The following is a 14,013-nucleotide window of genomic DNA, read 5'->3' on the forward strand; positions in this document are numbered from 1 at the left end:
ATGTTAGCAGGGAATAAAGAGTCCGGTAAATCACCTAATAGTAAGAGCACTCTAGAAAAGTCAGATTTTGTTACTAGAGAACCTATTTCCATTTTCAATGGGATAAAAAATGCAAAGAATGAAGAGGAAAAAAAGAAGCTTAATCAACTTTTAGAGACACTAAGGAAGAAATTGCCTGAGGGCTTTAAGATAGGAGCTGCTATAGGTGAAGGGGATTGTTTCTTTGATTCCATAGCTCAAGGATTGAACGAGCTAAAGGATAAAGGTCTGATTGCAGGTAGTAAAGGATTTAGTGTAAAGTCTTTGCGGGAAAATTGTAAGCAATATGCACAACAAGTTAGTCAATCAAAAAAAGGTTCATGGCTGGGTAGTGCTTTAAAAGGAGAAGGTGAAAAACTTTGTGAATATATTCCGCGTATTGAATTTACTGCAGAAGACATTGAAAATACAAGCTCTGATTCAGAAATAAAAATTCTAAAGTTGGAAAACGCTATATGGGGAAGACCTAAAATTGAAGGAAAAATGATATGCGAAAAGTATGGCGTGAAAGTTAGGACTATAGAATTGAGAGATAAAGAGATAGATGGATTATATGTTACTAAAGGTAAGGTAGGTACAGGTAATAATATTATTTACATAGTGAATTACAGGAACCATTTTGTACCACTTCTTAGTAATATTGAAAAAGATATAAGGAGAAGCATAAAAGTTTCTAGAGAGGAAGCTTACGGTAATGTGGTAGGTTCAAATTCAAACAATATTTCTCAATCTTACATTTCTACACCATTACAAGATATTGAAAACCCCACATACAAACAAAGTGGTTGCTCAAGAAGTCCAAGTAAGGAAAATCATAAAACGAGTAAAAAACGTGGACGTTCTGTCACAGACAAAGATAATAAAGCACCAAAAAGGGTGCGCATGGATGTCAATGTTACTAGTAATGAAGATTCAGAATTCCCTAGTGATTTACAAGATGAACCTAAACAGAATGAATTAGATAATACTTGTCAAACTAAGCAATACATTCCTCATCATTTGATAGGGCTTATGTATCGATTAGACTTATCAGTGCTTTGCTCACTTAGAAAGTCTACGTATGAACATAAATATCCTTCATTGTCATTAGCGTTTGAAGATTCTGAAATTGATATGTTTAGTAATATTGTTCTTCGTTACGAAAAGAAGTCTATTCATATACGAATTGAAAATGTAGACGAATATTGTATAGATAATGATATTAGCTATGCTAAATTATTTACTAAAGAAAGACGAAGTTCTTCTATTAATAGTTACTTTGGTAGTTTTGTTAAACATCTAATCTCTAAATCAGGTAGTTTATCAAATAATGTAGAATATCTTATTGTCTATACTAATTCAGGCTTGGATCTTACAGAAAAAAAGGAATTAAAAAAAGGACAGTTGAGAAATTTTTATCCTTTTAAATTTGATAGCATAAATACAGAGGAATGTGACATTTTAAAAGACTTTTTGTTTACAAATGATAATACGCAAGGGAGTGGTTTTTATCAATTTTTGCAGGATGAGGCAACAAGAGAAGAACTTTTAGGACAATTAGAATTTTCTCCTGCTATGCGAAAAGCAATAAAAGGGAGAAAACTTTCTCAAGAGTTTGAAAAAGAAACAAAAGAAGCATTTTTGGATAAATTAGTACTTGCAGTTAATCAGCCTAATAGAGAAGAACTGAGCAACATCGTTAAAAACGAAATAAAAAAAAATAGTAAAGTTCAAGACGATTATATAGCATTACAAGAAAGAATATTGTGTGATTTAACAGCTCCAGAAAAGGATAAAAAACTTAAGAATTATATATCTGGAGTTATATATGAATTCAATTTATTAATACTCTTCTTGCATGAAATGTTCTTGAATAAAAACATGCTTTCCATGAGTTTTGAGGAAAAAAGCCGTGATACATCTAATAATATTACTATTAATTATAAAGATAGAGTTACTTATGTAAAAGCTCATAATGCAGATAGTAATATTGGTTATGATCAGTTATTTCCCTCCAAAAGACAGGAAAGAAAGAATACGTTTTCTATTAATAAATGTTTTACTCTTTTCATTGAAAAATTAGAAAATGATAAGGATATAAAATATTTTATTATCTATACTGATGCAGATCTAGACCTTACAGAAGAAAAAAAATTAAAAAAAGGGCAATCTAAAGATTCTTATCCTTTAAAATTTGATAGTATAGATATTCGAGAAAAAAGATATAAAATTTTAAGAAATTATTCGTGTATAAATGGGAATGGTCTTTATCAATTTGTGCAAGAAGGAACAACAAGAGAGAAACTTTTAAGTCTATTAAAGCTTCCACCTTCTTTGCATAAAGAAGAAGACAAAGGAAGACTCTCTGATGAGAATGAAATAGAAATAAAAGAGAAATTTTTAGATAAACTAATACTTGCAGTTAACCAACCTAATAGGGGAAATTTGAATAGTGTTATTAGAAATGAGATAGGTAAGTCTGATATTCCATATAATTACGAGAAATTACATGAAGTAGCGTTACGTTGGTCAGAATCTCATGAATTTGACCCTATTACGAAAGGAATAATGGAAAAGCTTTTGGAAGATATAAAAAATAATAGATCTAGTTATCAGAAAATTCAAAATAAAAACATTGATGAAGAAATTAAATTTGCTAAAAGTTTGGTTGGTAAAAAAGGAACACCTGCATTTAATCAGTTCTTAAGTTTTTTAATTAAAGGAGAAGGAAAAAAATATCTGAAAGTCATGAAAAAAGAAGGAATAAGCTTAACTAATGTGTCCAGTATCTTAGGCGGAGCGAGAGGTAAAGCTCCTACAGCATTTAAAGGCTTATATGGTCTATGGTTTGACAAAGAGGGAAACAAAACTCAATATTTAAAAACCCTAGAAAAAGAGGGAATAAATCTAGCTAATATATCTAGTATTTTGAATAGAGCAAGAGGTAAAGCTCCCACAGCGTTTAAAGACTTATATGATCTGTGGTTTGATGAAGAAGGAAATAAAACTCAATATTTAAAAACTCTAGAAAGAAAAGGAGTAAATTTGGCTAGCACGTCTAGTATTTTAAGTGGAGCAAGAGCTAAAGCTTCTACGGCATTTAAAGACTTACATGATCTATGGTTTGATAAAGATGGGAATGAAACTCAATATTTAAAAACTCTAGGAGAAGAAAAAATAAATTTAACTAATATGTCCAGTATTTTAAGTGGGGCTGGGGCTAATGCTGCAACAGCATTTAAAGGCTTGTATGATCTGTGGTTTGATGAAGATGGGAATAAAACTCAATATTTAAAAACTCTAGGAGAAGAAAAAATAAATTTAACTAATATGTCCAGTATTTTAAGTGGGGCTGGGGCTAATGCTGCAACAGCATTTAAAGGCTTATATGATCTGTGGTTTGATGAAGATGGGAATAAAACTCAATATCTAAAAACTCTAGAAGAGGAAGGAATAGATCTAACTAATATGTCCAGTATTTTGCATGGAGTAGGAGCTAATGCTACAAAAGCATTTAAAGGCTTATATGATCTGTGGTTTGATGAAGACGGGAATAAAACTCAATATCTGAAAACTCTAGAAGAAGAAGGAATAAGTCTAACTAATATGTCCAGTATTTTGCATGGAGTAGGAGCTAATGCTACAAAAGCATTTAAAGGCTTATATGATCTGTGGTTTGATGAAGACGGGAATAAAACTCAATATCTGAAAACTCTAGAAGAAGAAGGAATAAGTCTAACTAATATGTCCAATATCTTGCATGGAGTAGGAACTAATGCTGCAACAGCTTTTAAAAACTTATATAATCTATGGTTTGACGTGAAAGGAAATAAAACTCAACATCTGAAAATTCTGGAAGAAAAAGGAATAGATCTAACTAATATGTCCAGTATTTTAGGTGGATCAGGAACTAATATTGCAACAGCTTTCAAAGACTTATATGACCTTTGGCTTGATGAAGAAGGAAATAAAACTCAATGTTTAAAAACTCTAGACAAAGAAGGAGTAAGTCTAACTAATATGTCCAATATTTTAGGCGGAGCAGGAGCTAATGCTGCAACAGCTTTTAAAAATCTATATTACCTATGGTTTGGTGAAGAAGGAAATAAAACTCAATATTTAAAAACCCTAGAAAAAGAGGGAATAAATCTAGCTAATATATCCAGTATTTTGCATGGAGTAGGTACTAATGCTGTAACAGCTTTCAAAGACTTATATGGTCTGTGGTTTGATGAAGAAGGAAATAAAACTCAATACTTAAAAACTCTAGAAGAAAAAGGGATAAACCTAACTAATATGTCTAGTATTTTGAATGGAGCAGGAGTTAATGCTGCAGCAGCTTTCAAAAGTTTGTATGATCTGTGGTTTGATGAAGAAGGAAATAAAACTCAATATTTAAAAATTTTAGAAAAAGACGGAATGAGTCTAACTAATATATCCAGTATTTTGCATGGAGCAGGAGCTAATGCTTCTAAAGCTTTTAAAGAACTATGTGATACTTTTTTTGATGAGCAAGGAAATAGAAAACAGCTTTTAAAGCACTTTTGTATTGAGGAAAAAGGTGGAGAAAAAAGCTTTAAGCCAAGTAACTTATCCGGTATTTTAAGTAAAGCAGGAACTAGAGCTAGATATGCTTTTGAAAAATTGCATAATGTCTGTTTTAATGATGAAGGAAAAAGAACAAAACTTTTAGATGATTTCTATAAAGCAGGCTTTAGGCCAAGTAACTTATCCTCTGCATTATGTGGAACAGGAGCTCGTGCTTCTTCTATCTTAAAAAGATTGCATAATGTCTGTTTTAATGATGAAGGAAAAAGAACAAAACTTTTAGATGATTTCTGTAAGGTAGGTTTTAGGCCGGGTAATTTATGTAGTATGTTGAGTGGAGCAAAGAATAATCTAGAAAAGAGTCTGAAGAGGTTTCATGATTTTTGTTTTATAGGAGACACAAAAAGATACTTAAATCGTTTCTTAAGCAAGAAAGAAAGTTTTACGCTGAGTAACTTATCTAAGATATTACATGGAGCAGGAGATAATATTTGCCCTGCTTTAAAAAATTTTCATGATGTTTGTTTTGATGAGAAAGGAAACGAAACACAGCTTTTAGGTAACTTTCGTAAGGCAGGTTTTACGCCAAGTGATTTATCTAATATATTATCCATGTCGGGAAATAATGCCACTTTTGTTTTAAGAAACTTTCATAAAGTTTGTTTTAATGAAGAAAATTATTTAAATCACTTCTTGGCCGAGAAAAAGCTTTTTACGCCGAAAGATTTATCTAGAATACTACATGGAGTAGGAATTGATGTTTGTTCTATTTTTGAAAGATTGCATGACCTTTGTTTTGATAAAGAGGGAAACAAAACAAAATATTTAAACAATCTCATCAAAAATGGTCGTTATAAGATATCTGATATATTACATGAACAAGTTAAAAAAGCTTCTCCTATTTTTTTAGATAAACAGAATATTAGTAAAGGAGACAAAGTAACTAATGCATCGAGTAATTCATCCGGTAAAACGGAGCAAGAACAAAACTTGGGTAGTTTACAACAAGGTGATTCTAAAATTAAGAGAAAAACCCGGAAGAGTACCGTAAACTGGAGCGAAAACGTGCAAGAAACTGATGACGTAATAGACGATAATCCTGAAACTTATTTAAGTGATACAACAATAGATAATCAATTAACAAGATCACCAAATTTTTAAGCTATTTCTTTCTTGAGTTGTAAAATTTCAGCTTTAGAAAGTCCAATAGATTGGGCTATCAAGTCAACAGATAAGCCGGCTTTAAGTAAGTTTCTAATTACAGCTATTTTAGCCTGTTTTTTGCCCTCTTCCCTACCTTCCTGCTTACCTTCAGCTCTGCCTTTTTCATGAACGATTTGGATACCTTCTAGTCTACCTTTTTCTTGACCTAGGTGTATGGTCCCAGAGTGTGATGGTGTGGATTTAGTATAAATAATTCTGGAGACTGTGTCCACTGATAACATATAAATTCATAAGGAGTAAGACCCTTAAGAGTTTTGAGTCTCTTTGCATAATTATAAGCCATAACAAAGTTATAAAGGTGTTCTTTAAGTTGCTGGTGCGATTGATAGTAATACTTCTTAACTGTAGCATCCTTTAAAGTTTTATTCATACGCTCGACTTGCCCATTCGTCCAAGGATGGCTAACTTTTGTCAAACGATGTTCAATAACATTCTCTTCGCAAACTCTATCAAATATATGTTGGAAAGCATACTTATGACGCTTCTGGTTTGTAAATTGTATACCGTTATCTGTCAAAATAGTATGGATTTTATACGGTAAAATTCTAATCAAATTACGTAAGAACTCAGCAGCTATGGGTTTTGTAGCACTGTTACGCAACTCAACATAGGTAAATTTGGATGTCCTATCAATAGCAACAAACAAATGTAATTTGCCCTCCTCAGTTCTAACTTCAGCAATATCAATATGAAAGTAACCGATAGGATATTGTTTGAATTTCTTTTTTGACTTAACTTCTCCATCAACAGTTGGTAATCTGCTAATGTTGTGTCTTTGTAAACAACGATGCAAGCTAGAGCGAGTCAAATGCGGAATTGTAGACTGCAGAGCGTAAAGGCAATCATCTAGTGGCAGTAGTGTATACTTGCGAAATGTAACTATTATAGCTTCCTCTTCTAGCGTTAAAACAGTCGATCTTGGACGCTTTGGACCCATATCAGCATCTTTCGTAAATGAACGTTTTCTCCACTTAATAATAGTTTTTGGATTAAGGTTATAATGCTTGGAGACCCCAGTTATGGATTAGAAAATAGATAAAAGTAGAAGTAACAAAGAGTGAAATAGGGTAAATTCAAGTATTTTAGCAATAATGAAGAGGTTACCCATGAAGAAAGATATTACAGAACTTTACTGTTTTATAGAAGATTTTTGTTGCGTTGCTGATGAAAAGTTTTCAGAAAGGCTTCTATCAAGTAGCAAAAAAACAACAAGAATACCTGAAATTACTGTACCAGAAATACTTACTATAATCTTACTTTACCACCAATCGCCGTGCAAAAATTTCAAGTTTTTTTACTTGAATTATCTTAAATTATTGTACAGTTCTGAGTTTTCTAAACTCCCTTCATATCATAGGTTTGTTGCTCTAAAATCGCGGGTTTTATGGTATTTAGCAATGCTTTTGCAGTGGTTCTGCGAGCAAGCGAAAATTACTGAAATTTCCTATATTGATACAACTGCAATCGCTGTTTGCCACACAAAAAGGATCTCAAAAAATAAAGTTTTCAAAGAGTTGGCAAATATAGGAAAGACTACCTATGGGTGGTTTTTTGGTTTTAAATTGCATCTGGTAATCAATGAAATAGGCGAAATTCAAGGTATTACGCTAACTAAAGGCAGCGTTGATGACAGAAAACCTGTACCAAATTTGACTAAAAAATTGACAGGACTTTTGTTTGGAGATAAAGGTTATATCAAGAAGGAGCTCTTTGAGAAACTCTTTGATAGAGGTCTAAAACTCATCACTAAAGTGAAAAAAGGTATGAAAAATGCACTAATGTCATTAAAAGAGAAGATTTTATTGAGAAAAAGGTCGATTATTGAAACAGTTTTTGGTTGTTTGAAAAATAAGTTTGAGATTGAGCATACTCGGCACAGATCGCCAATAAATTTTTTGGTACATATTTTTTCAACATTAATTTCATATTCCATGCAGCAAAAAAAGCCTTCTATTTCTAAGTTTTATTGCCTTGGATAATCCGTAACTGGGGTTTGGAGAGTTTTGCTATGCTCTCTTTTCTATTTTGTATTGCTCTACGAATCGTCTGTGTTGTTTTGGCGCACCCATGTAATATTTGTCCCATAACTCCTCCTTTGATGGTATTTTTTTCTCATATTTTATCATACCATCACACTCTGGGACTGTACATGAACAATATATTTAGTAATGATAATAAGGAACTTAAAAAACTACGGGACAAACTCTTTGGTAAATTAAAAAAGAAAATAATGACTGATGAAAAGAACAACCAGGCAGCTAAGAACGTTAATGATCAAATCACAAAGTCTAAAACTACTGAAAGTAAATTAAGTAATTTACTGGAATTTAAAAAACAGCTAGAAGCTTTCCTGAAGGATCAAGATAATCGCGGTATTGTGTTGAATGAGATTGACTCTACAAGTGTTGCCCCAGTTGTTGAAGTTAATGGTATAAATCCAAAATGGAGTAAGATTAAAAAGTTAAAAAAAGCTCAACCTCTCACCTCTAACAGACAAGACTTTGAAAACGCTCTAGGGTACATAAAATCAAAAGAAGAAGTTATGGGGATTACATTAGAGGAACTTATGGAATACAAGCAACACTCTGTTAAGATTTTTCTACTGAACCGTGTTAATTCATGCAGAAATGGGTATTCTCAATTGCATCCTGATGTAAGAGAGGCTATAGCAATATTATCAAATGATAAGCTGAGAGCTTTCTACGATGAAGAAGTAAAGAAGAAGACGCTACAACCAATATTATCCTACAAAGAATGTGAACAATTATATGACAAAATTAACTATGAAAAAAATGAATCTCGTATTATAATCGAAAGAGAAGAACTTGGAGAGAATGTTATGAGGGTAATGGGAGTGAAGCGCTTTACGAATGAAAGCAGTAGAGAAGATCAGAAAAATGGTACTAGTCCAACAGGAACTTCTACAAATTATAGACAAGAGCAAGTTGCCTCTAGTGGTGATAGAACACTTTATAATAGTGATATACCTTCACTAGGTAGATCGATTAAGAGCAGCCGAAGTGCACTGTTTATGCCATTTGGAGCTTCTGTTGATACGAGTACCCCGATTAAACCTGCCAATCCATCTAACCTAGTTACCACTGGTGAGAATTATACTAGTAATGCAGATCTGAGTGATGAATTGAACGTAAGTGAAGTAACTAAAATTGTTGAACGAATGGAGCTATTATCCAATAGTTTAAAAAAAATCCAAGAAATTGTGGAAAAGCTGGGTAATACTACACTAAGTGAAGAAGTGATAGTTCATGAGAGACATTTCAAAAAGTTTATGGATTTTGTAGGAGAAATTCTCGTAGATATTGGTACAAGATTACCACAAAGTGATTCTAAAAGCATGTATCTTGAACAAAAATTGAAGGGATTGGAAAAGATGAATGAATCCTTAGATAACAGTGTTCAAGAGTTAGAGAAAAAAGTAGATAAACTTGAAAAAGAGAATAAAGATTTTCTAGCAGAAAATGATGAACTTAAGGAAAAACTTGCTACAGCGAAAGAAGAAAAGGAATTGCTATTTAATAAAAAAGAAAAGATGCAGGAAGTTATAAATGGGCTGAATGAGAACAATCAACGATTAATGCAAAAAATAAATGGGTTAGAAGATGATTATGAGTATTTGTTAAGAGCGGAAAAGACAAAAAGAGAAACCGAAGATTCGTGTATACAAGTGGAGGATGCAGATATACCGGAAGGAAAAGCTGAGTTATGTAAAGACTATGAAATTAAACTAGTAAAGCTGGAACAAGAGATAGATGCAAAAGGGAAACAATGTGAGGAATTGCTATTAGAAAATAGTATATTACGAGGAAATATAGAACGATTAAAGGAAGAGAATAAACGATTAGAAGGCATTGAAGAAAGCTTTAGTATCGATCCCTCACATTTTTGCTCTGTAAAAAATTTGCATGATGAGCTTATTCTAGCTAATGAACAGCCGGAAAATATTGATATATCAATCCAGGATGAGATGGATTCAAAAGTTGCCACTGAGTCTGTGGGTGTTAATGTAAAACAAGGTTATAGTAAAAGGACTAGCAACCTATCTCGAGTCTCTGAACAAAGTTCAGCAGTAAAATCTCAATTCTCAGAAGCAAGAGCTCAGAGTAGAAAGCAAATAATTTATGCCTCTGCTTCTCTTATATTATCTGGAGTATTTGCTGTTGGCACAAGTTTAACAATGTCTCATTTAGGAATATCTATTTCACTTGCTTTGACTGCATTAACTTTCCTTACATTGGGATGTTATTGTTCATATAAGGCAAGTACAACGCTTAGGAATATTGAACTTGATCGAACTTTTAAAATGGCTGATCATGAAGCTGTTTTTATGGTTCCCAGCTTATAACTATGTGGAAAAATATATTGTTTTACTCACCCCAAGAAAAGAGATAATGGGAAAGATAAAAAGGTCTATCAGTTCTCGGTGCGGCAGATTAATTTCTGACGGTGATATAGAGCATTACTTATTTCTCTAGAGAATAGGGAATTGGCGAATAGAGTTCTAGGTGTAGAAGGAGATATAGATGAAGAAAAGACCAGATTTAGTAGAAAAATATAAGGGCTTCTTTGTAAATGATAGTAAGGGAACAGCAAAGTAGTTATATTAAGGGACTGGTTTTATGTTCTGAACTCAGATTTTCGTTAGGTTATAAAAGAAGTAATATCGAGACCTTACTTTGAAATTCCAGATTATCAGAGTACTTTGCTCTTCTGAAGTGAGTGATGTTGGAATACCTCTGGATCGCAGTACTAATAACCAAAATTAAAGAGTAAATAGTTTATAATTTAAGTATTTATAATAGAGAAATTAGCATGTATCTAAATTTGAGCAGCAAATACCTTGAAATTACCATCAATTCAGTAAAATTGAAGAGTTTTATGGTTTAATCATGTAAAGTATTCAATAAACTGCCGTTTTTAAATTTTATCAGACTCAGTTAAAAGAGTGGAGATTTTAATGATTTACCTCAAATCTAATTAAGAGTTAAAGTGAGAAGATGTTTTAGTTTTTATGCACCTTCCTCTCTACTAATTAAGGCGTTCTTTTTATTTGCGGCTTTTCAGACGTACGATTCTGCTTAGCAACCAATCCGGTACTTCTCTACCCTTTTCCCACTTAGCAAACCTCATCTTTTCTTTTAGGTAGTACTCTCTGTAAGCTTTTACTGAATGACTAGACTTATATTGATCTGGTAACGCCTGTACAAAAGGCTTTATATCGGTTGATTGAAAAACAAGCAAATTCTTATTACTATCACACCAATCTATAACTTCTTCTGATCTATGTTTTCTTTTATATCGCCAAGTATACTCTTTGCACAGCTCCCTTCCGTATTTTATTAACCAGAAAAAGTTCCCTTTGGATTGTCTAGCCCATAGAGAACAAGGGTGGTTTTTGTGAGTAAGTTTATATGGAACTTCTATATTCTGGTCTGTGATGCTGACTAAAGGATTTGGCACTTTTAATGCTATTGAAAAAACATTACTCAGTAACTGAGCAGTTTCTAATAGCATTTTTACTATATGCTTATCACATAACATTTTTGCCGCAATCTCTGGGTTTTCATCTAGTACAAAGATGTTCATCTAAACATCCAAAGAGCTTAAGTCTTTAATTTCATTAGCTGTAAGACCAGTAGTTTGAGCTATGATATCAATAGAAACTCCTGCTTTAAGTAGATTCTTTGCAACTTCAATTTCCCTCTCTTTTCTGCCTTTTTCATGTCCGATGAGGATGCCTTTTGCAGTAGCATCATCAAGTTTTTGAGCAAGGACAGCCTGTTCATCAAGAATACGTTTTATTTCCTGTTCATAGGCAATAAATTCTTTTTCTGACCAGTTGAACCTATTTAGTTCTTCATAGGCCTTTTTAATTATTAGATCACTACCTATTATTTTTTCCAGCTCTTCTTCACTAGTCTCATCTGCATATTTAAAGAAGTAGACCCATTTCTCAACAATACTTGAAAGCTGATCTTCTTTGGTTTTTGGAAATTTAGGCAACTCAATAAATATAAAGTAAAAATCTTTTAGATCATGTTCATTAGTATCTTCATCGCGAATGGTATGCTTTGACTTATACTCAGACTTATCAGGAAATAAAATACAGTCTGCTATAGCAATAAAGATAATTTCCTTAAGGTCATGATATTGATCGCCTTTGTCAGCCTGTCTTGAATAGGCTTTAGCAGCATAGTATTGAGCACGTTTTTCAAAGCCCTTAGTTTTAGCGACCTGCATTTCGACTATCACTTGCAGCCCATTTTTATCTCTACAAAGAACATCAACAATGCTTTGTTTTTTAGAAGCAATATCAGGATCTTGAATAGTACTTAAAAACTCTATATCCTGTATTGCATTTGTTCCAGCAAAGCCGAGAATATCATTAAGAAAGTGAATAAGGATATCTTTATTTTTTTCAGTACCAAAGATGCGCTTGAACGATATATCATTCTTGGGATCGAGAAACTTCGAAAGAGCCATAGTTTAAGAGTACGTAAAAAACATTAATAATTATACACAATTGTGAAGAAATGTTCAACCTTTTTATCGCTAAACCTTATTTTTCAAACTTTTGGGTATGTTAAAGAAAAAAAGAATATCAGAGATCATCTGAGAATTGTATTTAAGGCTTTAGATGTAAGTTTTATCATCTTTTTATAACTGCCTTATAAAGGATCTTAAAACCCCAGCAAATGAATTAACAAGCTATAAAAAGTTTCAAAAACACTTTGGTGTAGGCTCCCAAAAAAATGCGAGTACAAATTATCTATTGGTGAATATGATAAGAAAAAAATTCCTATTCCGTACAAAGTAGGTCAAAGAATAAAAGAGTGGAGGTTGAGACGAGGATACACTCAGGAAGATTTAGCGAATAGAATCGGGGGGATAACAAATCAAGGGATATACGAATATGAACAAGGACGAGCTGCTGTTTCACTTAAAATGTTAGATGAAATAGTAAAGAATTAATATTACAGATCTGCTTCCAGAAACAAGAGAAAATGAGAATAGTGAAGCAGAGCTATCAAAGTTAATAGAATAATACAAAAAGCCAAGTCATGTATTAATAAAATCTCTGTTTGAAAGCATACAAGTTTGCAAAGAGAAAGTGAATAGAGTAGAAAAGATAAAAATTACAAAGAATTTAGTTAAGGAAGGAATTTCTATCAATATTATTTTAAAAACAGTAGGCATCTCTTTAGACGAAATTCAACAAATTTAAAATAAAAAAATCAGTATCTATTAACATCTTAACTTCTTGATAAAAAAATAAGTAAAAAAGATTAAAAAATTGATTTGACTTCACTCGGAAGCTATGGCTTTATGCCAATGCTGATAAAAAACAGCAGTAAATAATTAAAAACAATTTGTTATTAACGAGGAGTATATTTTATGAATAATAGTGAAAAACTTACAGAAGAAATAGAGAGAGTATTACAAAGTGGAGGAGGAAGTGCTTTGTTTGATCGTGAAATAGTGTCAGTGCTTCTAGGGGCAGTTCATGACAGAAAGCAAGCACAAGATGTTACTAAAACTCTAATGGATAACTGCCCAGGAATAGGAGAAATTTTGGGACGAGAAATCGATGATCTGAAAATGATAGAAGGAATGACCGAACATGCAGCCGCAGCAATTGAATGTGTTAAAGAAGCTTACAAGAGGGCACTAAGAGAAGGGTTAAAGAGAGGCCCTGTAATGGATAGCCAAGAAAAGCTCATAGAATATGTAAGGGTAAGTATAGGCTTTTCAGCAAAAGAAGCTGTCCAGATAATATATTTGGATACACAGTACCGTTTGATAAGAGACGAAGTGTATTTTGGTACAATAGATGAGGTGCACCTATCTGAAAGGAAAGTGGTAAAAAAGGCATTATCAATGGAGGCAGCATCGATAATATTAGCTCACAACCATCCAGGAGGGAGTTTAGAACCATCAGAAGATGATAAAGTTATGACTAGAGAATTAGTGTCAGCATGTCAAGGGGTGGGAATTGAACTAGAGGATCACATTATTATGACAGACAAAGGATATTGCAGCTTTAAGGAAAGAGAGCTGTTATAAAGATGGATGCCAAATTTTTCAGGTTTGGGAAGTTTGGCTACCACTGCTAGTGGCAAACAATACAAAATATGAATATAAGTGCTTTAAGGAAAGCATATTTCTATAGCTGAGATTTGGAAAAAGACATCAGAAAAGTTGTAA

Annotated in this window: 7 protein-coding genes and 1 pseudogene; 5 read left to right on the forward strand and 3 right to left on the reverse strand. The window is 32.7% G+C overall.

Features of this window, described 5'->3' with window-relative positions; all coding sequences use genetic code 11:
• A complete protein-coding gene (locus tag ABWU50_RS00615; RefSeq protein ID WP_353275949.1) occupies positions 1-5,727 on the forward strand; it encodes a hypothetical protein in 5,727 nt (1,908 codons plus the stop codon).
• Positions 5,728-5,935: 208 nt separating this feature from the next.
• Here the strand turns inward: ABWU50_RS00615 and ABWU50_RS00620 are convergent.
• A pseudogene (locus tag ABWU50_RS00620) lies at positions 5,936-6,799 on the reverse strand (IS481 family transposase); the annotation flags it as partial.
• A 97-nt stretch (positions 6,800-6,896) separates the two neighbouring features.
• Between ABWU50_RS00620 and ABWU50_RS00625 the strand changes: the two are divergent.
• The gene (locus ABWU50_RS00625; RefSeq protein ID WP_353275950.1) at positions 6,897-7,769 is read left to right on the forward strand and encodes an IS982 family transposase; all 873 of its coding nucleotides are present in this window, start codon (positions 6,897-6,899) and stop codon (positions 7,767-7,769) included.
• Between the two features lie 170 nt (positions 7,770-7,939).
• On the forward strand, positions 7,940-10,153 hold the full coding sequence (locus tag ABWU50_RS00630) for a hypothetical protein (RefSeq protein WP_353275951.1): 2,214 nt from the start codon (positions 7,940-7,942) through the stop codon (positions 10,151-10,153).
• 701 nt (positions 10,154-10,854) lie between these two features.
• Here the strand turns inward: ABWU50_RS00630 and ABWU50_RS00635 are convergent.
• Together ABWU50_RS00635 and ABWU50_RS00640 are read right to left on the reverse strand one after the other, a co-directional pair.
• The gene (locus ABWU50_RS00635) at positions 10,855-11,394 is read right to left on the reverse strand and encodes a pyrimidine dimer DNA glycosylase/endonuclease V (RefSeq protein ID WP_010082266.1); all 540 of its coding nucleotides are present in this window, start codon (positions 11,392-11,394) and stop codon (positions 10,855-10,857) included.
• Positions 11,395-12,291 carry an Rpn family recombination-promoting nuclease/putative transposase gene (locus ABWU50_RS00640; RefSeq protein WP_010962719.1) on the reverse strand — a complete coding sequence of 299 codons (897 nt, stop codon included), beginning with the start codon at positions 12,289-12,291 and terminating at the stop codon, positions 11,395-11,397.
• A 357-nt stretch (positions 12,292-12,648) separates the two neighbouring features.
• Between ABWU50_RS00640 and ABWU50_RS00645 the strand changes: the two genes are divergently transcribed.
• Positions 12,649-12,780, forward strand: a complete 132-nt coding sequence (locus ABWU50_RS00645; RefSeq protein ID WP_353275952.1) for a helix-turn-helix domain-containing protein — start codon at positions 12,649-12,651, stop codon at positions 12,778-12,780.
• A gap of 423 nt (positions 12,781-13,203) precedes the next feature.
• Positions 13,204-13,872 (forward strand): RadC family protein, encoded by a 669-nt coding sequence (locus tag ABWU50_RS00650; protein WP_264703784.1) that lies wholly within the window; start codon positions 13,204-13,206, stop codon positions 13,870-13,872.
• The last annotated feature ends 141 nt before the right edge of the window (positions 13,873-14,013 follow it).

The organism is Wolbachia endosymbiont (group A) of Pipizella viduata, from assembly GCF_964028555.1.
Lineage (GTDB): Bacteria > Pseudomonadota > Alphaproteobacteria > Rickettsiales > Anaplasmataceae > Wolbachia.